Consider the following 21,356-nt stretch of genomic DNA (forward strand, 5'->3'; position numbering starts at 1 on the left):
GCAGGCCTTAGCGCGGGCGTATGCTCAGCGACAACAGTTCCTGGCGGTGATGGCGCTGGAAGCCCTCCATCACGGAGCCGGAGCGGCCCGCCCTGTCCAGCAGTTCGCGCAGGGTCGCCTGGTCTTCCGCCGTCAGCGACTTGCGCGACAGGTAGACGCCGCTCATGCCCCAGGGCAATTCCGGCAACGCTTCCAGGCGCAAACGGTCGGCCAGGCCATACACGCGCGCATCGTTCTGCGCCACGCCGGCGAGGATGGTGGGACTCATGATGGTGGCGTCGATGAAGCCGCTTTGCATCAGGCGCGCCACGGACAGCGCGTCGACTTCGTAGAACAGGCGGCCCTGGCTGCTCAATTCCTTCGCCAGCGCCTGGTATGGTGCGCCATAGTCGTAGCCGCGCACGAGCGCCACGCGCAATTCGCGCCGCTCGATCAGTTCCTGCATGGTGTTGATGGGCGGTCGCGCGCCCTGGAGCGAGATCAGCAGGGGCCGGCTGCCCAGCATGGGGATGAACAGGCCGTGCTGGTCGCGCCGCAAGGTGCTGCTGGCCGGGATCAGCAAGTCGGCCTTGCCCGTCTCGAACATCGCTTCCAGGCGCGCGCGGGGCACGGCCGTGAAGATGAAATTGCAGCCGAGCTTGGCGCCCATGCCGCGCAGCAAGTCGGGATAGATGCCGCTGATGGTGGCGCCATTCACCACCACGCTGGCGCCGATGGCCGAGACGGGCACCTGGATGTCGCGCGAGCATTGCGCGCCCGCCAGCGATGGCAGCGCCAGCGCCAGCATGGCCACGGTTCGGCGCCAGGCGCTGGAATAAAAGTCAGTCATACCCATCCTTGCTCACCATCGTATCGCGGGCGTCGGCAACGCCCGCCTGATTATCCCATTCTCGCCTATTTATTTCCCAAATACAATATTATCCCACCGACTACTTTGTGGTGGAAACCACAAGTCTTGCCTGCCGTTGTACCTTGAAGTAGCGCCAGGCCACCAGGATACCCAGGGTTTGCATGATGGCGCACAGGTAGAAGGTGCTGCCGATGCGCCAGTCCTGCGGCGGCAAGTGGCTCACTTCGCCGAGGATCATGCTGCCGAGCAAAGGCATGAAGATGATGCCCAGGCTGCTGATCGATTGCAAGGAACCCATCAATTCTCCCTGTTCGCTGGCGTTGGACGATTTCGAGATGATGCCTTGCAGCGCCGGTCCGGCGGCAAAGGCCAGCAGGTTGCACAGGATCAGCGCATACATCATCCAGCCCTGCGTTGCCAGGCCGTACAGCAGATAGGTCAGGGCGCCCGAGGCCATGCCCAGCAGGGACAGGCGCACTTCGCCGAAACGCTTGATGAGGATGCCCAGCAAGCCCGCCTGCACGACGGCCGCGCACAGGCCCACGCAGAACAGGGCGATGCCGTTCTGGCGCGGCGTCCAGTCGAAGCGGAAGTGCGTGTACAGCACCCAGGTGGTGTTGAGCATCATTTGCGCAAACGTCATCAGGCCGAAGGCCAGTACCAGGCCGCGGATCTCCACGCGGCGCACCAGCTTGAGCAGGGCGGCAAACGGGTTGATGCGCGCCAGGGTGAACGGTGCGCGCGGACCCGGCTGCAGCGATTCGGGCACGCAGAAATAGCCGTAGAGGAAATTGGCCGCCGACAGGCCCGCCGCCACGTAAAACGGCAGGTGCAGGTTGATTTCGCCCAGCAGGCCGCCCAGCATGGGGCCGCAAATGAAGCCCAGGCCGAAGGCGGCGCCGATCTTGCCGAAGCTCTTGGCGCGGTTGTCGTGCGTGGAGACGTCGGACGCATAGGCGGACGCGACAGACATGCTGGCCGACGAGACGCCGCCGATGATGCGGCCGATGAACAGGCAGGCCAGGTTCGGCGCCCAGCCCGTGGCGAGAAAGTTGATGCCCATGCCGGCCATCGAGTACAGCAGCACGGGACGGCGTCCCACGCGGTCGCTGATGGCGCCCAGCATGGGCATGAAGATGAATTGCAGCAAGCCGAAGACGGCCGCCATGATGCCGTACCAGAATGCTTGCTCATCCTTGCCGTTGACAAAGTCGCCGATCAGGATGGGCAGCACGGGCACCACCAGGCCGATGCCCAGCATGTCGATGAAGACGCAGACGAGGATGAAATTGAGGTTGCCGGCGCTCTTTGGGGCGGGGGATGACGGGGGATGGCTGTCGGGGCTGGTTTTATCGGACATGCATGCTTTCGGCGCGCACCCCGCGACGCCGTGCGGCGTGCGGAGTTCAGTTGTTGGCGTGGCGCCGGCGCGTGGCAGCTTCCTGCTGGCGCGCGGCGCGATAGCTGAGCCTTGCATTATAGACAGCGTGGGCCATGCTGGCTATCGCCACCCATGCTAGAGAGCAATTCCCCATTCGTCGGCGAAGGCGGCGCGGAAGTCCGTCAGCACGGCCAGCCGCTGTTCGGCCAGTGCGCGGCCCGCCGCCGTCTGCATCTTGCCGGGCAGCTTGTCGAGCTTGGTGACGATATGGTCGAGCGCGTAGGCCTTGTCGTCGAGCGGACGCTGCTGCGCCAGCGGATCCGTGCCATGCGCCAGCGCGCTATCCATGCGCGCCGCCGTATAGAACAACCGCGCCAGTCCCACGGCGCCCAGCGCATCGATGCGGTCGGCATCCTGCACGATTTGCGCTTCGATCGTGTGCGGCGGCAAGTCGGCGGAAAAACTGTGCGTCTCGATGGCGTGGGCCACGCCGGCCAATTTTTCTGCCGGAAAATCCAGTTCCGCCAGCTGGCGACAAGCCAGCGTTGCCGCCTGGCGCGAGGCCAAGTGGCGCTCGGGGTGGTTTTTGGGCAGGTTGACCAGGTCGTGCAGGTAGCAGGCGGCCATCACGGTGAGGGCGTCCGCGTCCGCATGGTCTTGCAGCAGGACACTGGCATTGCGCCAGACGCGGTGCAGGTGGTTGAGGTCGTGGGCGCCGTCATCGCCCAGGCCGGCCGTGGCCAGCGCCAGCAGGCGTGGTTGCCATTGGGAAAGCAAAGAATGCATGTTCACAGTCGTAAAAAGCAGGGGCCGCCAGTGTGGCATAAAACGCCGCCGCGCGTGGCGGGGAGCCGCCACGCCGGCGTGCCGTATTCGCCACATAAATTGTATCTTTGAAAATCAACAATCAGTCGGTCGCTTTTTTTTAGCGCATGTAAAATTTACATAAAGCAAGGGCCGCCAGTACTGCGGGGGGCAGGCACGCCGGCGTGCCGCATTCGCCACATAAATTGCATCTTTGAAAATCAAAAATCAGACGGTTGCTCTTTTTTAGTGCATGTAAAATTTACATGGGGTAACATTGCCGCACGGAAATTAGAGGCATAAGCTAATTGCTAGAAAATATTTGCAAAAACACACAAGTGGCGGCCATCCCCTGTTGGATGACTCTGCCACGTCCAAGGCTTGCTTGCAGCGTGCCTTGGCCTGCGCCCCAGGCGAGTTAACGAAAGGAATATCATGAATACCATTTCCAGCGACACTGGCGCAACCGTTGCCAAGGCTGCCGAATACCTGGCCTTTACCCTGGGCCAGGAAGAATATGGCATCGACATCCAGAAAGTCAGCGAAATCCGCAGCTATGAAACGCCGACCCGCATCGCCAACGCGCCCGAGTTCGTCAAAGGCGTGGTCAACCTGCGCGGCATCATCGTGCCCATCGTCGACATGCGCATCAAGTTCAACCTGGGCACGCCCAGCTATGACCAGTTCACCGTCGTCATCATCCTCAATATCGGCAACCGCGTCGTCGGCATGGTCGTCGACCGCGTTTCCGACGTCACCACGCTGATGCCGGAACAGATCAAGCCGGCGCCGGACATGGGCCGTTCGATCAACACGGAATACGTGATCGGCCTGGGCACTATCGACGAGCGCATGCTCATCCTGGTCGATATCGACCAGTTGATGTCCAGCGCCGACATGGGTTTGATTGAAAAATTGGCTGCTTAAATTCTTGCGGAAGGTCAGTCGGCCAAGTTTGTTGGAAACAATTGACCCCAAGCATTGTTTGCTTTTTCTGCAAGGCGCACGCTAGCGCATTTCCTGGCGCACGGTTCAGCCGAACCGTGCGCCAGTTTCACTTGAGTTTCACTTTTTACGCCCGTTTCGCCAGATCAGCCAGCCAGCGTCCGCCCAGAGCGGGAGCGCCAGCCGGCCGCCACGCCGGCATCCGGGTTTTTAGGATAGTCACATGAATTTATTACGCAACGTCAGCATCGGTGTCCGCCTGGGACTCGGTTTTGCCGTGATTTTGCTGTTTTCCATGCTCATTACGGGCATCAGCGTCTGGCGCCTGCATGACGTGGCGAGCGCCACGCGCGTCATGATGGAGCAGCCGCTGGCGAAGGAACGCTATATTTCCGACTGGTATGGCCGTATCGACAGCGCCGTGCGCCGCACCATCGCCATTGCCCGCAGCAGCGACACTTCGCTGAGCGGCTATTTCGCCGAAGAATCGAAAGTCTCGTCGTCCAGCTCGGCCGAGCTGCAAAAGAAAATCGAGGCGCTGATCGACAAGCCGGAGGAAAAAGCCATGTTCGCGGGCTTGCTGGAACAGCGCAAGGTATACATCGGTTCGCGCGACCAGGTCTACAAGCTGAAGGGTGAAGCGCAGGTCGATGCCGCCAATGACGTGTTTGAAAAGACTTTCGTGCCGGCCGCCGCCAAGTACCAGAAGATGGTCTCGGATTTGCTGGAACACCAGCGCGCCAGCATCGACACGACCGCGCGCGAGATCGACGCCGTCGCCAATACCAGCCGCAACCTGATGCTGGTGCTGGCAGCGCTGGCGCTGGCTTTTGGCGTCGTCTGCGCCTGGGTCTTGACGATGGGCATCGTGCGCCCCCTGCGCACGGCCGTGGACATTGCCCGCAAGGTGGCCGATGGCGATTTGACGGCGCAGATCGACGCCAGCGCCAAAGATGAAACTGGGCAACTTTTGCTGGCCCTGAAGGACATGAACACGAGCTTGCTCAATATCGTGGGCGAAGTGCGCAGCGGCACGGACAGCATCGCGACGTCGTCGACGCAGATCGCCGCCGGCAACCAGGACCTGTCTTCCCGCACGGAAGAGCAGGCCGGTTCCCTGGAAGAAACAGCTTCGTCGATGGAAGAGTTGACCAGCACCGTGAAGCAAAATGCGGATAATGCGCGCCAGGCGAACCAGTTGGCGGCGTCGGCGGCGCAAGTGGCCGTCAAGGGCGGCGCGGTCGTGGCGCAAGTGGTGGGCACGATGGAATCGATCAATGCCTCGTCCAATAAAATCGTCGACATCATCAGCGTCATCGACGGCATCGCCTTCCAGACGAATATCCTGGCGCTGAACGCGGCCGTGGAAGCGGCGCGCGCAGGCGAGCAGGGCCGCGGCTTTGCCGTCGTGGCGTCCGAAGTGCGCAACCTGGCGCAGCGTTCCGCGTCGGCGGCGAAAGAGATCAAGACCCTGATCGGCGCGTCCGTGGAGCAAGTCAACGCGGGCAGCATGCTGGTGGCGCAAGCCGGTTCGACCATGAACGATATCGTCGACAGCGTGCAGCGCGTGAGCGACATCATCACGGAAATTACGGCAGCCAGCAGCGAGCAAAGCGTGGGCATCGACGAGATCAACCGGGCCATCGGCCAGATGGATGCTGTGACGCAACAAAATGCGGCCCTGGTGGAAGAGTCGGCGGCCGCCGCCGAATCGATGCAGCACCAGGCGCACAACCTGGCGCAAGTGGTCAGCGTCTTTAAACTCAATGGCCAGCAGGCCGGCGCCGGCGGCGGGAAGGGTGTGCAGCACGTGCAGAAACGCCCGGCAGCGCCGCAAACCACCTTGCGCATCGGCACGCGCTGATGCCGCCGCGGCTGCCCTGGGCAGCCGCAACCCCTTTTATATAGTCTGGTTCCGCTTTTTTAGGATATTCACATGAATTTGTTAAGAAACGTCAGTATTGGTGTGCGCCTCGGCCTGGGTTTTGCCGTGATTTTGCTGTTTTCCATGCTCATTACCGGCATCAGCGTGTGGCGCTTGCACGACGTGGCCATGGCCACGCGCACCATGATGGAGCTGCCGCTGGCGAAGGAACGCTATATTTCCGACTGGTATGCAAAGATCGATAGCGGCGTGCGCCGCACCACGGCCATCGCGCGCAGCAGCGACACGTCGCTGGGCGCGTATTTTGCGGAAGAGGCCAAGCAATCGTCCGTCGTGTCGGGCGAATTGCAAAAGAAAATCGAAGCCTTGATTTCCAGCCCGGAAGAAAAGGAACTGTTCCGCCTGGTGAGCGAACAGCGCAAGGTCTACCTCGATTCGCGCGCGCAAGTGTCGAAGCTGAAGGCGGATGGACAGGAAGCCGAGGCAGAAAAGGCGTTCCAGGGCATCTTCGTGCCCGGTTCGACGAAATACCTGAAAGTGGTCAACGACATGCTGCAGCACCAGCGCGCCAGCATCGACACGACGGCGCGCGAGATCGACGAGGTCGCCAAGACGAGCCGCAACTTGCTGCTGACCCTGGCCGTGCTGGCGCTGGGCTTTGGCGTCGTCTGCGCCTGGCTGCTGACGACGGGCATCGTGCGCCCCCTGCGCACGGCCGTGGACATTGCCCGCAAGGTGGCCGATGGCGATTTGACGGCGCAGATCGACGCCAGCGCCAAAGATGAAACTGGGCAACTTTTGCTGGCCCTGAAGGACATGAACACGAGCTTGCTCAATATCGTGGGCGAAGTGCGCAGCGGCACGGACAGCATCGCGACGTCGTCGACGCAGATCGCCGCCGGCAACCAGGACCTGTCTTCCCGCACGGAAGAGCAGGCCGGTTCCCTGGAAGAAACAGCTTCGTCGATGGAAGAGCTGACCAGCACCGTGAAACAGAATGCGGATAATGCGCGCCAGGCGAACCAGTTGGCGGCGTCGGCCGCGCAAGTGGCCGTCAAGGGCGGCGCGGTCGTGGCGCAGGTGGTGGGCACGATGGAATCGATCAATGCCTCGTCCAATAAAATCGTCGACATCATCAGCGTCATCGACGGCATTGCCTTCCAGACGAATATCCTGGCGCTGAACGCGGCCGTGGAAGCGGCGCGCGCAGGCGAGCAGGGCCGCGGCTTTGCCGTCGTGGCGTCCGAAGTGCGCAACCTGGCGCAGCGTTCCGCGTCGGCGGCGAAAGAGATCAAGACCCTGATCGGCGCTTCCGTGGAGCAAGTCAACGCGGGCAGCATGCTGGTGGCGCAAGCCGGTTCGACCATGAACGATATCGTCGACAGCGTGCAGCGCGTGAGCGACATCATCACGGAAATTACGGCAGCCAGCAGCGAGCAAAGCGTGGGCATCGACGAGATCAACCGCGCCATCGGCCAGATGGATGCCGTGACGCAACAAAATGCGGCCCTGGTGGAAGAGTCGGCGGCCGCCGCCGAATCGATGCAGCACCAGGCGCACAACCTGGCGCAAGTGGTCAGCGTGTTCAAATTGAATGGACAGCAGGCCGGCGCCGGCGGCTTGAAGGCCGTGGGCGGCAGCAAGCGCCCGGCGGCCAAGGCGCCGCAAGAGGCATTGCAGATCGGCCGCGCCGCCTAAACGGCAAGGGGTGGAGGGTCTTCCTCCACCCAGCCGGCGATCGCCAGCTGCGACAGCCGGTCCGCCTCGCCATTGCGGTGGCGCGGCAGCCAGCGCAGCGTTACATCGTGTAATTGTTCCAGCAGGGCCACTACGGTGGCCCTTTGCGTTTCCAGCCCCTTGGCGCCGGCCGCCGCCGTTCCCAGCACATCGTTGATCACCACCTGGCTGTCGCCGTACAGCAACAGTTGCACGGGCGGCGGACGCACGCCGAGTGCCGCCTTCAGCACGGCCGTCAGGGCCGCATATTCCGCATCGCTGCTGCTGCCGTAACCGGCCGCCTCGCTCACCTCGATGCGTTCGCCGTTCGGCCCCAGCAGCAGGGCGCCGATGCCCAGTTTGCCCGGATTCGGGTGGGCGGAGCCGTCGAACCAGCCGCGCCAGGCCAGCGGGCCGCCATGGTCCTGGCGCTTGAGCGCCAGCTGCGCGCGGCGCGCCTGCATCTTGGCTTCCTTGCGCAGTTTGCGCGCCTGCGCTTCCGCCGTCATGGCTTGATCAGGAAGGTGTCGATGAGGCTGCCGATCCAGCACGCCGCCAGCACACCCACGGCCACCGTCATGGCGGGGCCGTCATGGGCCGACAGCGCATCGACTTTTTCCACGATCAGCTGCACGTCGAGGGGCAGGGCGCCGCTGTCGATCTGTGCCATAACTTGATCCAATCGTGCCATGATCTGGCGCAATACGATCGCCAGCGCGACCAGGGCCGGTACGAGGAACAGGCAGCCGCGCGCCTTGCGTTTTAACAAGAAATGCCCGCTGCCGGGAAACACGAGGCCCGACAGCAGCATGGCCTGCGTGCGTTTGGATATGGATGAAGGTGAGGAAGAGCCGCTCATGCGCGCCTTGGGTAGAGGAAAGAGCGGCCCATCATACTATTGCCAGCCGAATTTGCGCAGGTACACGCGTTTCATGAACGTCGTCAGCAGTGTGTAGCAGACGAGGATGCCCAGCAGCCAGGGGAAATAGCCCAAGGGTAAGGCTTGCAGCTTGAAGTAGGTCGCCAGCGGTCCCATCGGCAGGAATACGCCCACGGCCATGATCAGGGTCGTGGCCACAAGCAGGGGCACGGACGCGATGCTGTCGATGAAGGGCAGCTTCGGCGTGCGGATCAGGTGCACGATCAGCGTTTGCGTCAACAGTCCCACGACGAACCAGCCGGACTGGAACAGGGTCTGCTGTTCCGGTGTATTCGCGCCGAACACATGCCACATCAAAATAAAGGTACTGATGTCGAAGATCGAGCTGATGGGGCCGAAAAACACCATGAAGCGGCCGATGTCGCGCGGGTTCCAAGTCAAAGGCTGCTGGATCAGTTCGGCGTCGACGTTGTCGAACGGAATGGCGATCTGCGACACGTCGTACAGCAGGTTTTGCACCAGCAAGTGCAGCGGCAGCATGGGCAAGAACGGTAGAAAGGCGCTGGCCACCAGCACGGAAAACACATTGCCGAAGTTCGAGCTGGCCGTCATGCGGATATATTTCAGCATGTTGCTGAAGGTGCGGCGGCCTTCCAGCACGCCTTCTTCCAGCACCATCAGGCTTTTTTCCAGCAGGATGATGTCGGCCGCTTCCTTGGCGATATCGACGGCGGAATCGACGGAAATGCCGATATCGGCCGCGCGCAGGGCGGGCGCGTCGTTGATGCCGTCGCCCATGAAGCCGACGATATGGCCATTGCCGCGCAGGGCGCGCACGAGGCGCTCCTTGTGCAGCGGGCTGAGCTTGGCAAACACCGTGTTGTCCTCGGCCGCCCTGGCCAGGGTCGCGTCGTCCATGTCGTCCAGTTGCGGGCCTTGCAGCACGCCATGCACGGCCAGGCCCACTTCGCGGCAAATCTTCGCCGTCACCAGGTGGTTGTCCCCCGTCAATACTTTCACGGTGACGCCATGTTCCGCCAGCGCGCGCAGGGCGGGCGCCGTCGATTCCTTCGGCGGATCGAGGAAGGCCACATAGCCGATCAGCGTGAGCGCCGTTTCATCGGCCACGCCGTACACGGTTTTATGCGGGGGCACTTCCTTGACGGCCACGGCCACCACGCGCAAACCTTCCGCGTTCAGGCCATGCGTGGTTTCCAGCACCTTGGACAGCAGGGCCGCGTCGAGCGGCACGTTGACGCCGTTCAGGCGCAGCTGGCTGCAGGCGGCGAGGATTTCCTCGACGGCGCCCTTGCAGATCAGCTCATGGTGATCATTCTTTTCGGAAACAACGACGGACATGCGGCGGCGCACGAAATCAAACGGGATTTCATCGACTTTTACGTAATCGCGCGCCAGCTGCATTTCCGTCTGCAATTCCACGTGGTCGAGCACGGCGCGATCGAGCAGGTTTTTCAAGCCCGTCTGGTAATGGCTGTTCAGATAGGCAAATTGCAGCACTTCATCGGACGGCTGGCCGAACACGTCCGTGTGGCGTTCCAGCACGATCTTGTCCTGCGTCAAGGTGCCTGTCTTGTCCGTGCACAACACGTCCATGGCGCCGAAGTTTTGGATGGCATCCAGGCGCTTTACGACGACTTTCTTTTTCGACAGTTTCACGGCGCCCTTGGCCAAGGTGCTGGTGACGATCATGGGCAGCATTTCCGGCGTCAGACCGACGGCGACAGAGAGGGCGAACAAAAACGCTTCCATCCAGTCGCCCTTGGTCCAGCCGTTGATCAGGAACACGAGCGGCGCCATCACGAGGGCGAAGCGGATCAATAGCCAGCTGACGCTGTTCACGCCCGCTTCGAACGCCGTCGGCGTGCGCTCGGTGGCCGTCACGCGCGTGGCGATGGTGCCGAAGTAGGTGCGGTTGCCCGTGGCCAGCACCAGCGCCGTGGCGGCGCCCGAGATCACATTCGTGCCCATGAACAGCAGATTGGCCAGCTCCATGGGGTCGCGGCCAGCGCTGTCGGCCAGCTCGGCCATCTTTTCCACCGGCAAGGATTCGCCCGTCATGGCAGCCTGGCTGACGAACAAGTCTTTCGCGGACAGCAAGCGGCAATCGGCGGGGATCATGTCGCCGGCCGACAGCACGATGAGGTCGCCCTGCACCAGCTGGCGGATCGGCAGTTCGACTTGCTGGCCATTGCGCAGCACGGTGGCTGTATTGCTGACCATGGCTTTCAGGCGCTCGGCGGCGCGGTTCGAGCGGCCTTCCTGCACGAAACGCAGCAAGGTCGACAGGATCACCATGGTGCCGATGACGATGGTCGCCTTCGGGTCTTCCGTCAGGTAGGACACGATGGCCAGCACGGTGAGCAGCAGGTTGAACGGATTCTTGTAACATAGCCACAGGTGCTGGTACCAGGCCAGCGGTTTTTCATGCTCGACCTCGTTCGGACCCGTTTGCGCGCCGATCACTTGCGCTTCGGCATCGCGCAAGCCTTCCAGGCGCGTGTGCAGGCGGTTCAGGGCGCTATCGAGGTCTTCGTGGGCGGCGGCCAGCAGCTGGCGCGCCAGGTGGTCGGGCACGGGGCGGGCCGTGCTGTTTTCCAGCGGCATGGCGCGGCGGCGGAAGTTGCCTGCCGTATGGCGCTTGCGCAGGAACGATTCGAATAAGCGGGTGAAGAGATTCATTGCTCTTCCTTTCACGACGAGGTGTTGACGGGCGGCGCAGCCGCAGGCAAGACTTGCGTGCCGCCAAAGCACGATAGTGCTGGCGGGCAATCCGGGTCAGTAGCCGGTCGCGATCGGAAAGAGGGGGGAGAGGCGCGCGGCCGTACTGGCCGCGCGAGACACCGCACCTTGCTCAGCAAGGCACGGAGGAAACGGAATTCCGCGTTGCTTGCTGTTTAGCTGCCGAGGCAATCGCCGATACAAGATCGGCTACTGTCACTAGAACAAGTACCCACGTGGGACTCCGTAAATGAATAATGGGGGCATCTTATGCACGTGCCGCGAGGGTGTCAACTGAAGAAATCTTAGGTTTCCAAAGTGTAATGGTAGCGCGAGTCAACGTAATTGGTATAAATGCAATTTATTTTCTTTGGCTGTAATTTAACATGGCAAGAAAATTTTCAAATGATCAAATTTCTCATGAATTCGTGGAAATTGGAGAGTTTTTTATTGCACGTAGTGTGGTATGCGTTTTTTTTAAGATGTGTATTTGTTGAATATTTTTAAGTTTTCGATGATGCATGCTAGAGTATCGCTGATATACTTCTTTGTAATTATGGTTTGAATTTTCTATTAATTGTTGCAATTTATTAAATGCGAGATTGAAATGGCTGTTGAGAAAAAAGAGAAAAAAGATAAATCAGTGGGTATGGATAAGGTGGCTGGAAAAGAATCTAAATTAATCGGCATTTCACTGATGGGTTTTAAATCGATATTAAACAAACAGGTGTCATCAATATCGCCATTAACTATTTTCTCTGGCGCCAATAGTTCAGGAAAATCGTCCTTCACGCAGGTGTTGCTTCTGTTGAAGCAAACATTGCAATGCTCGTATGATCCAGGGACAATTATGTTAAACGGCCCCAATGTCAGGATGACATCTACGGAGCAGATTTTTAGTAAGGATTTGAGCGGGAAAAGTAAAAGAAATTTTACGATAGAATTTTTGTTTAGTGATAGATCTGCAATTTCTGTGACGTATGGTTTTTCTTTGAAGGAGCCAAGTGGATTATCAATAAAGAATATTCGTCACGTTAATAGGCAGGGAAAATCAAGTATTATATCTCTTAATTCAAAAAAAGAGAAAATTATTGATTTTATTGGGTTGGATAATGAATTTCATAAAACAATTTATTCCAAGGTTACTGATGATAAAACTGGATCTATTATTGTTAAGAGATCCAGGTGCTTTTTTGATGTTGAAGTATCATTTTCTTTTGACTCATCGGACGATAGAAGGATGAGATTTGGATTATCTTCAGAGATAATTGACAAGGTTAGAGAGTGCTTGCAAAATCTTATTCATGTTCCCGGTTTGCGAGGTAATCCGGAAAGAACATATACAACGACTGCAGTAGGCGATAGCTTTCCTGGAAGATTTGAAAACTATGTTGCCAGTATAATTTTGGAGTGGCAGCGTAGTAATGATCCAAATTTGCGAAGGCTTATATCTGATCTTTTTGATTTGGGTCTCACCTCTGGTATATCTGCTCGAAAAATTAATGATACGGAAGTTGAGTTGCGCGTAAGCAGAATAAAATGTGATGTTGATTCGCAAATCACGCCTGATGTAAGTATTGCAGATGTTGGTTTTGGGGTTTCGCAAGCACTACCAGTGTTGGTTAGTCTTTTGGTTGCCGCAAAGGGGCAAATGGTGTTGATAGAGCAGCCTGAACTTCATTTGCATCCACGAGCACAATCTAAGCTTTCAGAAATTATTGCTCGCGCAGTAAAAAGAGGGGTTACGGTAGTTATTGAAACACATAGTAATATTTTGATATTGGGAATTCAAACACTGGTTGCTGCCAATAAATTGACGCCATCCGATGTTGGTCTGAATTGGTTTTCAATAAATGATGGTGGAATAACAACAATAAGTAAAGGAAGTTTGGATAGGCTTGGTGCTTTTGGTGAGTGGCCTACTGATTTTATGGAGACTTCTCTATATGCGGAAGATGCGTATCTAAGTGCTATTGAAAATAGATTGATGAGTGAATAGTATGACTGATAATAAAAAAAATGTTCATATCGTCATTGATGCATCTGTTGCACGTGCAAGTGGTGATACTTCAGTACATCCAACTTCAAAATTTTGCCGGGAGGCAATGTTGGCGGTATCTGAAAAATCAATGGTTGCTGTTTTTAGCCCGGAATTAAGAGCCGAATGGATGCGTCATGCCTCTAATTTCTCACGAGGATGGCTTATAAATATGGTCGCAAGAGGCCTATTTAGTTATGTTACTCCACATCCAATTAACGATATTCTAAGAGGTAAGATAGAAAAATTTGCCCCTAATGAGAAGGCCGCAGGGGCTATGCTTAAGGATGTTCATTTGGTGGAGTTGAGTAATAACAAAGGAAAGCGAGTTGCGGCCTTGGACGAGGTCGTGAGAAATCTATTTATTGGCATGTCGAAATCATGTGATGATATGTCCACGATCATGTGGGTCAATCCTGCTGTGGAAGGTGAGGCTGCCATTGATTGGTTAAAAAATAGTGCTCCTACCTCGAAAGAGAGGTTACTATGTGTTTAGAGGGAAATTTAAAGGCGATTTGATAGATATATTTCTTTGAATTGACGGAGCTTATTGGTCGCTTAGGATAGAGTGATTTTTCGAAATATTTTTTGTTCTATGCTGAATTTAAATGTCAATGAATATTTCCCATAACTTTAAATTTTTCATTTTCGAAAATAAAATTTATTGAGATTAACTTATTATCGCCAGCGAATCGGACAGTATCTGCCACAGCGCCGCATGGCGCTGCTGCAGAGCGGCGCCGCCCGCGTAGATCAGTTCCACGTGCAGGCTGTCGACGATGCCCAGGTAGGCTTGCGCATACAGGTCGATGCGCTGCGACGATAACGCGGGCGCGAGACGGGCCAGGCTCTGCACGTAATACTGCTGCAGTTGCGCCAGCAAGGCTTCGTAGCCCGTGCCCACTTCCACGCGCAGGGGGGCGGGCGGCAAATATGCCGTGCGCAGCAGAAAGCGCAAATGGGCCGAGTCCGCATAGCGCTGCGCCATGCGGTCGCAGTACAGGGCGCCGGCCAGCTGGCCGCCGGGCGCCGCCAGCGCCGCTTCGTCGGCGAAGCAGGCATCCATGAAGGCTTGCTCTTCGGCCAGGGCGTCGGCAAACACGTCGAGGAACAGGGCGTCCTTGCCGGTGAAGTGCGAATACAGCGAAGCCTTGCGCATGCCCGCTTGCGCGGCGATGTCGCTGAGGGACGAAGCGTCGTAGCCGTGTTCCGAAAAGTGGACGACGGCGACGGCACAGATGTTATCGGCCGAGGCCGAGCGTTTTTTCATCATGGGGGTGATTTGGGGTGAGGCGTCAGTGCGCTCCCAGGCTGCTGGCATGGACCGGATGGACGCGCGCAGTGGCCAGGGTCAGCCATGATACCAGCAGGCCGGCCGCGGTCAAGAACAGCAGCCACGGCAGCGGGCCCCATTCGGACAGGCTGGCCGCCAGCGGCGTGGCCAGCGACGACAAGGTCATCTGGATGGCGCCCAGCAGGGCGGCCGTGGAACCGAGCGCGCGCTGCTGCGAGCCCATGGCCATGGCCATCAGCGCCGCTTCCGCGATGCCCAGGCCAAACAGGGCCACGAACATGCCCGGCACGACAGCGCCGATGCCTGCTCCCGCCCAGGCACCGAGCAGGGCCAGCGCCGCGCCGCCCAGCATGGCCACGCTGCCCGCCACGCAGAGGCGCGCCACGCCGTGCTTTTCCACCAGGCGGCCGCTGGCCATCGCGCCCAGCAGCACGGCCACGCCCGTGGCGCCGAACACGAGGCCGAAGCTGCCGGCGGACAGGCCGAAATCGCGCTGGTACACGAGCGAGGCGCCGCCGATATAGGCAAACAGGAAAAAGAATGCGGCCGACAGGGCCAGCGCGGGCAGCAGGAAGGCGCGGTCCAGCGCGATGCGCGCATACGTGCGGTGCATGCCGCGGGGCGAAACGCGGTTCTTCAGCGGCAAGGTTTCCGGCAGGAATAGCGCGCTATTGAGCAAGGTCAAGGCACCCAGCGCGGCCAGGGCCAGCATCACGGCGCGCCAGCCGTAATGGGCGTCGAGCAAGCCGCCCACGGCCGGCGCCAGCACGGGCGCCAGGCCCACGATGGTCATCAACAGGGCAAACAGCTGTGCCGCTGTGACGCCATCGGCCACGTCGCGCACCATGCTCATTACCACGACCAGGGTCAGCGCGGCACCCAGGCCTTGCAGCAAGCGCGCCAGCAGCAGGGTGCTCAATTGATCCGCCTGCGACGCCCACACGGCGGCAAGAATGTACACGGCGATGCCGGCCAGCAGCGGGCGGCGCCGGCCCAGCATGTCCGTCAGCGGCCCGCACAGCAATTGTCCGCCGCCCAGGGCCAGCAGGAAAACGGTCAGGCTCAGTTGCACGTTCGCATACGAGGTGTGCAGCTCGCGCGCCATGGCCGGCATCGAGGCCAGGTACATGTCGATGCCGGCCGGGCCGAGCACGGCCACCAGGGCCAGGGAAGCCGCCAGCCCGAGACTGGCGGCGGGGAGAGGGGGTTGCTGCTGCATTGCGCTTCCTTTGTATCGTCAAAAAACACGGCATGGACACTGCCGTCTTTTTTATTGTACACTGGCTACCTACCGATAGGTAGTTAACCCAATAAAGGCAAAGGATGACGACGATGATGAACGTAACAATGGCGGCTGCGCCGCATCTGCGGGGAGAGCGGGCATGACGGAAGTGGGTATTTCGCTCAGCGGCGTGGCCGTGGCCTTGCTGTTTGCCGCCTGGAGTTCGCACCGCGCCCGCTGCGAGCGGCGCGATGTCGTGTTGCTGACGATGCTGGGCACCGCACTGGGATTGCCGGGCGCGGCCTTGCTGGCGCTGTAACGCGGCGCATAAAAAAACGGCAGACCTTGCGGCCTGCCGTTCTGGGTTAATGCTCCCGGTTTTCGCCGGGATTTTAATTCCTGATTACTGAGTTTCGACGCCTGACAAAACCGTAGCGAGCGTCAGCGAGGCTCGGCGCCCCCTTGTGGCCAAGAAGCGCAACCGTACTCTATACGGGGGCGCCGAGCCGGTGAGCATCGCCGGCCGCAAAGCGCGACGCGCAGTAGGTTTGGTCTGGCGTTATTCCTCTTCGTACGAACTGATCGGCGCGCAGCCGCAGAACAGGTTGCGGTCGCCGTACACGTTGTCGGCGCGGCCGACCGGTGGCCAGTATTTGCGCTGGCGCAAGGAGGCGACGGGGTAGGCCGCGATTTCACGGCTGTACTTGCGTTCCCAGTTGTCCGACATCAATACCTGTGCCGTGTGCGGCGCGTTTTTCAACGGGTTGTCGTCGTGGTCGAATTCACCGCTGGCGACCTTGGCGATTTCCGCGCGGATGGCGATCATGGCGTCGATGAAGCGGTCGATCTCCACTTTCGATTCGCTTTCCGTCGGCTCGATCATCAGCGTGCCCGGCACGGGGAAGCTCATGGTCGGCGCATGGAAGCCGAAGTCCATCAAACGCTTGGCCACGTCTTCGTTGCTGATGCCGGTGGCGTCCGTGATCGGGCGCAGGTCCAGGATGCACTCGTGGGCGACCAGACCGTCGTGGCCCGAGTACAGCACGGGGTAGTGCGGCGCCAGGCGGCGCGCGATGTAGTTCGCCGCCAGAATCGCCGTTTCGGTGGCGGCCGTCAAGCCTTCCGCGCCCATCATGGCGATGTACATCCACGAAATCGGCAGGATACTGGCCGAGCCGAACGGCGCGGCGCTGACGGCACCGATGCCGGCCGCATCGCGCTGGTAGCCGGAGGAACGCTGGTTCGGCAGGAATTTCGCCAGGTGGGCGCCCACGCCGATCGGGCCGACGCCTGGTCCGCCGCCGCCGTGCGGGATGCAGAAGGTCTTATGCAGGTTCAGGTGCGACACGTCGCCCCCAAAACTGCCGGGAGCGGCCACGCCGACCAGCGCGTTCATGTTGGCGCCGTCGATGTAGACCTGGCCGCCGTGCGAGTGGATGATCTCGCACAGTTCCTGGATGCCTTCTTCAAACACGCCGTGGGTGGATGGGTAGGTGACCATCACGCAAGCCAGGTTGGCGCTGTGCTTTTCCGCTTTCGCTTTCAGGTCGGCCAGGTCCACGTTGCCGTTGGCGTCGCAGCTGGTGACGACCACCTGCATGCCGACCATATTGGCCGACGCAGGGTTGGTGCCGTGCGCCGACGACGGGATCAAACAGATGTTGCGGTGGCCTTCGCCGCGCGACTCATGGTAGGCCTTGATCACCAGCAGACCCGCGTATTCGCCCTGCGAGCCGGCGTTCGGCTGCAGCGATACGGCCGCGTAGCCCGTCAAGGCGCACAGCATCTCTTCCAGCTGCGAAATCATCTCGCGGTAGCCGACCGTTTGCGCATCCGGCGCGAACGGGTGGATGTTCGAAAACTCGGGCCAGGTGACGGGGATCATTTCGCTCGTCGCGTTCAGCTTCATGGTGCACGAGCCGAGCGGGATCATGGTGCGGTCCAGCGCCAGGTCTTTGTCGGCCAGGCTGCGCAGGTAGCGCAGCATCTCGTGTTCCGAGTGGTAGCTGTTGAAGACGGGGTGGGTCAGGTAGGCGCTCTCGCGCGCCAGCTGCGCCGGCAGCGCGCTGGTCACATTTGCTTCGACGCTGTCCAAGTCCGGGGCGGCAGGTGCGTTGGCCTGGCCGTGCGCGAACACTTTCCACAGCAGCGCGATGTCGTCGCGCGTGGTGGTTTCATCAAGCGACACGCCCACGTGGGTATTGTCGATCTTGCGCAGGTTGACGCCGTGGTGCATGGCCGTCGCGTGCAGTTGCGCCGCATCGGCGACGTTGATGGTCAGGGTGTCGAAGTAAGTCGCATTGACGACGCCATAGCCGAGGGTCTTCAGGTTGGCCGCCAGCACGCCCGTAAAGCGGTGCACGCGCCGGGCGATCTGCAGCAGGCCGGCCGGGCCGTGGTAGACGGCGTACATCGAGGCCATCACGGCCAGCAGCACTTGCGCCGTGCAGATGTTCGAGGTCGCTTTTTCGCGGCGGATATGCTGTTCGCGCGTTTGCAGGGCCAGGCGGTACGCCTTGTTGCCTTGCGCATCGACGGTCACGCCCACCAGGCGGCCCGACATATTGCGCTTGAATTCATCGCGCGTGGACAGATAGCCCGCGTGCGGGCCGCCGAAGCCGAGCGGCACGCCGAAGCGCTGGCTGTTGCCGACGACGACGTCGGCGCCCCATTCGCCCGGAGGCGTGAGCATGGTCAGGGCCAGCAGGTCGGCCGCGACGATGACCATGGCGCCGTTCGCATGCAGTTTTTCCACGCCGGCGCGGTAGTCGCGTACGACGCCGTTCACGCCAGGGTATTGCAGCAGCACGCCGAAGCAGGCGTCCAGCGACTCGATTTCCGCCGGATCGAAGGTGCGCACTTCGATGCCGATCGGCTGGGCGCGCGTCTGTACCACTTCCAGGGTTTGCGGCAGCACGTCATTGGCGACATACAGCACGTTCGATTTCGACTTGCCCACGCGCTGGATCAGTGTCATCGCTTCGGCGGCGGCCGTGCCTTCGTCCAGCATCGAGGCGTTCGAGATGCCCATGCCGGTCAAATCCGTGATCACTTGCTGGAAATTCAAAATCGCTTCCAGGCGGCCTTGCGAAATCTCAGGCTGGTAAGGCGTGTATGCCGTGTACCAGGCCGGATTTTCAAAGATGTTGCGCAAAACGACACCAGGCGTGAACGTGTTGTAGTAGCCTTGGCCGATCAGGGATTTGAGTACCTGGTTCTTGCCGGCGATGGCTTTCAGGCGCGACAGGGCTTCCTGTTCCGGCATCGGCTGCGAGTACGCGCCCAGGGGCAGGGCACCCTTGTTGCGGATGTTGGCCGGTACCAGGGCGTCGATCAGCGCGGCGCGCGATGGATAGCCGAGGGTCGCCAGCATGGCTGCTTGTTCGGTGTGGGAAGGGCCGATGTGGCGGGCGATGAAGGCATCGCGTGCTTCGAGTTGGGTCAGGCTGGTGCGGGTCATGATATAGAGGCCAAAAAAGACTGAAAAACCGGGATGCGGCGCGCGGGCGCGGCGGCGGGGTATAGCTACAAAATTAAATGCAAACGGGCCGCGATTGCGGCCCGTGAGTCAAACGCGATTACGCGCCGGTGGTGGCGCCATAGGCGGCAGCGTCGAGCAAGCCGTCCAGGGCCGACACGTCGGCTGGCTTGATCTTGAACAGCCAGTTGGCGTAGGCGTCGGCATTGATCGACTCGGGCGAGTTGACCACGTCGTCGTTGACGGCCACGACTTCGCCGGCGATCGGCGCGTAGATGTCGCTCGCTGCCTTGACCGATTCCACCACGGCGGCGTCGTCGCCGGCGCCGTAGGTATTGCCCACGGTTGGCAGTTCGACGAAGACGATGTCGCCCAGTGCGTCCTGCGCGTACTCGGTGATGCCGACGGTGATCGTGCCGTCGCCTTCAAGGCGTACCCATTCGTGGGAAGCGGTGTACTTCAGGTCTGCAGGAATGTTCATGTGTGGCTCCAGATGGTAAGTGTTCGTTATTGATTATGGTTGTACGGTCTTGCGGGCGGCTCTATAAAACCTTACGCAGCCAGGATTTTACCGTTACGCACGAAAGGCAGCTTGACGACGGAAGCGGCCAGCTGCTTGCCGCGGATTTCCACGTGCACGGTATCGCCCACGTTCACGCCGTTCGGCACGCGCGCCAGCGCGATCGCTTCCTGCATCGTCGGGCTGAAGGTGCCGCTGGTGATTTCGCCCGTGGCGTCGCTGCCGGCGATGATGACTTTCTGGTGGGCGCGCAGCACGCCGCCTTTTTCGCGCAGGATCAGTCCCACGAATTGCGCATTCTGGCCCTTGGCCAGCAGGGCGGCCTTGCCGATGAAGTCGCGCTCGCTGACCAGGTCGATGGTCCATGCCAGGCCCGCGTCGAGCGGGTTGACGGTTTCATCCATGTCCTGGCCGTACAGATTCATGCCCGCTTCCAGGCGCAGGGTGTCGCGCGCGCCCAGGCCGGCAGGCTTGACGCCGGCCGCTGCCAGCGCGTTCCACAGCGCTTCCACCTGGGTCGCGGCCACGCCGATTTCAAAGCCGTCTTCGCCCGTGTAGCCGGTGCGCGCCAGCATGACTTCGCCGAAGGCCGTATCCTTGACGATGACGACGTTGAACGGCTTGATGGCTTCGGACGCGGCTTGCGTTTCCGGCAGCACTTGCCACACCTTGGCGCGCGCGTTCGGGCCTTGCACGGCGACCAGGGCCATCGGATTGTTGGCATTGCGGCGCTCGGTGATCGTCAGGCCGCTGTTGGTGTTGGTGTTTTGCTGCTGCATCCACGCCACGTCTTTTTCAGCCGTGCCCGCGTTGACGACGAGGCGGAACCAGTTTTCGTTGAAGAAGTAGACGATCAGGTCATCGATGACGGTGCCTTCGGCATTCAACATGCACGAGTACAGCGCCTTGCCCGACACTTGCAGCTTGTCAACGTTGTTGGCCAGCAAGCCGCGCAGGAAGGCGCGCACGTTCGGACCTTCGATATCGACCACGCACATATGGGACACGTCGAACATGCCGGCATCGCCGCGCACGGCATTGTGTTCTTCGATTTGCGAGCCGTAGTTGACGGGCATGTCCCAGCCGCCGAAATCGACCATGCGGGCGCCGAGGGCACGGTGGGCGTTATTGAGTGGGGTCGCTTTGAGCGTCATGGATTCCTCGGGACGAAGGTAAAAGGGGAGTTAACAAAACATAGAATAGCCAAACACGGCTTTCCAGCGTGATCACTGACCCCCCTGTCCTTTGTACCTGAGAGATTACGGGGGCTTGCCCCGTGCGCCCCTTCGGTGGGCCGCCGGCAATAGCCGCGGCCGCTCTCCAGAGTTGAGCTGAAACGTGTCGCCAAAGCAACAGCTTCAGTCCGCCTGATCGGTCCTTTTGCCTGAGAGTTTTTGGGTAGTGCCCCTTCGGCGGCAACGCTGGTTTGCCCTCTCCCGATCAAGTGGGAGGAATATATGCCAGCAGGGTGTTTCTGTCAATCTGAAAAGACGTTGCCAAATTGCAGCAAAAGCCCCGGTTTGCGGGGCTGTCAGGGGGCTGGAGACGCCGCAAAAGGGCGCCCGGCCGCGCGGGAATGCGCTATGATGAAATTCTGGCTTTCT

17 protein-coding genes and 2 riboswitches are annotated in these 21,356 nt (G+C 60.1%); of the genes, 6 read left to right on the plus strand and 11 right to left on the minus strand.

Annotated elements, in window-relative coordinates; all coding sequences use genetic code 11:
* Positions 1–7: 7 nt before the first annotated feature.
* The 3 genes from BZG29_RS12995 to BZG29_RS13005 all read right to left on the minus strand — a co-directional run bounded on the left by BZG29_RS12995 (position 8) and on the right by BZG29_RS13005 (position 3,017).
* On the minus strand, positions 8–829 hold the full coding sequence (locus tag BZG29_RS12995; protein WP_077403290.1) for a transporter substrate-binding domain-containing protein: 822 nt from the start codon (positions 827–829) through the stop codon (positions 8–10).
* Positions 830–929: 100 nt separating this feature from the next.
* Positions 930–2,210, minus strand: coding sequence for a TCR/Tet family MFS transporter (locus tag BZG29_RS13000; RefSeq protein WP_077403293.1), 1,281 nt, complete (start codon positions 2,208–2,210; stop codon positions 930–932).
* Between the two features lie 156 nt (positions 2,211–2,366).
* Complete coding sequence (locus BZG29_RS13005) at positions 2,367–3,017, minus strand: HD domain-containing protein (RefSeq protein ID WP_077403297.1); 651 nt, start codon at positions 3,015–3,017, stop codon at positions 2,367–2,369.
* A 453-nt stretch (positions 3,018–3,470) separates the two neighbouring features.
* Between BZG29_RS13005 and BZG29_RS13010 the strand changes: the two genes are divergently transcribed.
* From BZG29_RS13010 to BZG29_RS13020, 3 genes are all read left to right on the plus strand, one after another.
* Positions 3,471–3,962 carry a chemotaxis protein CheW gene (locus tag BZG29_RS13010; protein ID WP_035818113.1) on the plus strand — a complete coding sequence of 164 codons (492 nt, stop codon included), beginning with the start codon at positions 3,471–3,473 and terminating at the stop codon, positions 3,960–3,962.
* A 241-nt stretch (positions 3,963–4,203) separates the two neighbouring features.
* Entirely contained in the window at positions 4,204–5,844 is a 1,641-nt protein-coding gene (locus BZG29_RS13015; protein ID WP_077403300.1) for a methyl-accepting chemotaxis protein, read from the plus strand.
* A 72-nt stretch (positions 5,845–5,916) separates the two neighbouring features.
* On the plus strand, positions 5,917–7,563 hold the full coding sequence (locus tag BZG29_RS13020; RefSeq protein ID WP_077403303.1) for a methyl-accepting chemotaxis protein: 1,647 nt from the start codon (positions 5,917–5,919) through the stop codon (positions 7,561–7,563).
* Here BZG29_RS13020 and BZG29_RS13025 read toward each other — a convergent pair.
* The 3 genes from BZG29_RS13025 to mgtA are packed head-to-tail and all read right to left on the minus strand — an operon-like array spanning position 7,560 to position 11,161.
* Positions 7,560–8,090: a ribonuclease HI family protein gene (locus BZG29_RS13025; RefSeq protein ID WP_077403306.1), complete on the minus strand. Its 531-nt coding sequence runs from the start codon at positions 8,088–8,090 to the stop codon at positions 7,560–7,562. The two genes, BZG29_RS13020 and BZG29_RS13025, sit on opposite strands and share 4 nt — an antisense overlap.
* Positions 8,087–8,440: a DUF6677 family protein gene (locus BZG29_RS13030; protein ID WP_077403309.1), complete on the minus strand. Its 354-nt coding sequence runs from the start codon at positions 8,438–8,440 to the stop codon at positions 8,087–8,089. The genes BZG29_RS13025 and BZG29_RS13030 overlap by 4 nt, the downstream gene beginning before the upstream one ends.
* 36 nt (positions 8,441–8,476) lie before the next feature.
* Positions 8,477–11,161, minus strand: coding sequence for a magnesium-translocating P-type ATPase (gene mgtA / locus BZG29_RS13035; RefSeq protein WP_077403312.1), 2,685 nt, complete (start codon positions 11,159–11,161; stop codon positions 8,477–8,479).
* 646 nt (positions 11,162–11,807) lie between these two features.
* On the opposite strand from mgtA, the gene BZG29_RS13040 reads away from it, so the two are divergent.
* The gene (locus BZG29_RS13040) at positions 11,808–13,199 is read left to right on the plus strand and encodes an AAA family ATPase (protein WP_150130889.1); all 1,392 of its coding nucleotides are present in this window, start codon (positions 11,808–11,810) and stop codon (positions 13,197–13,199) included.
* Between the two features lies 1 nt (position 13,200).
* Positions 13,201–13,734: a hypothetical protein gene (locus BZG29_RS27735; protein ID WP_150130890.1), complete on the plus strand. Its 534-nt coding sequence runs from the start codon at positions 13,201–13,203 to the stop codon at positions 13,732–13,734.
* Between the two features lie 174 nt (positions 13,735–13,908).
* On the opposite strand, the gene BZG29_RS13045 is transcribed toward BZG29_RS27735, so the two are convergent.
* Both BZG29_RS13045 and BZG29_RS13050 read right to left on the minus strand, forming a co-directional pair.
* Entirely contained in the window at positions 13,909–14,511 is a 603-nt protein-coding gene (locus tag BZG29_RS13045; RefSeq protein WP_077403318.1) for a TetR/AcrR family transcriptional regulator, read from the minus strand.
* A 22-nt stretch (positions 14,512–14,533) separates the two neighbouring features.
* The gene (locus tag BZG29_RS13050) at positions 14,534–15,751 is read right to left on the minus strand and encodes a Bcr/CflA family efflux MFS transporter (protein ID WP_077403321.1); all 1,218 of its coding nucleotides are present in this window, start codon (positions 15,749–15,751) and stop codon (positions 14,534–14,536) included.
* Positions 15,752–15,914: 163 nt separating this feature from the next.
* On the opposite strand from BZG29_RS13050, the gene BZG29_RS28140 reads away from it, so the two are divergent.
* A complete protein-coding gene (locus tag BZG29_RS28140; RefSeq protein WP_171985004.1) occupies positions 15,915–16,073 on the plus strand; it encodes a hypothetical protein in 159 nt (52 codons plus the stop codon).
* A 240-nt stretch (positions 16,074–16,313) separates the two neighbouring features.
* Here BZG29_RS28140 and gcvP read toward each other — a convergent pair whose 3' ends face one another.
* The 3 genes from gcvP to gcvT all read right to left on the minus strand — a co-directional run bounded on the left by gcvP (position 16,314) and on the right by gcvT (position 20,906).
* Positions 16,314–19,214 (minus strand): aminomethyl-transferring glycine dehydrogenase, encoded by a 2,901-nt coding sequence (gcvP, locus tag BZG29_RS13055; RefSeq protein ID WP_077403324.1) that lies wholly within the window; start codon positions 19,212–19,214, stop codon positions 16,314–16,316.
* Positions 19,215–19,332: 118 nt separating this feature from the next.
* Positions 19,333–19,713 (minus strand): glycine cleavage system protein GcvH, encoded by a 381-nt coding sequence (gene gcvH, locus BZG29_RS13060; RefSeq protein WP_077403327.1) that lies wholly within the window; start codon positions 19,711–19,713, stop codon positions 19,333–19,335.
* Between the two features lie 71 nt (positions 19,714–19,784).
* Positions 19,785–20,906: a glycine cleavage system aminomethyltransferase GcvT gene (gcvT, locus tag BZG29_RS13065; protein WP_077403330.1), complete on the minus strand. Its 1,122-nt coding sequence runs from the start codon at positions 20,904–20,906 to the stop codon at positions 19,785–19,787.
* 74 nt (positions 20,907–20,980) lie between these two features.
* Positions 20,981–21,086, minus strand: a riboswitch (glycine riboswitch).
* A 28-nt stretch (positions 21,087–21,114) separates the two neighbouring features.
* Positions 21,115–21,201: riboswitch (glycine riboswitch) on the minus strand.
* Between the last annotated feature and the right edge of the window lie 155 nt (positions 21,202–21,356).

This window comes from Janthinobacterium sp. LM6, assembly GCF_002002885.1.
Classification (GTDB): domain Bacteria; phylum Pseudomonadota; class Gammaproteobacteria; order Burkholderiales; family Burkholderiaceae_D; genus Janthinobacterium; species Janthinobacterium kumbetense.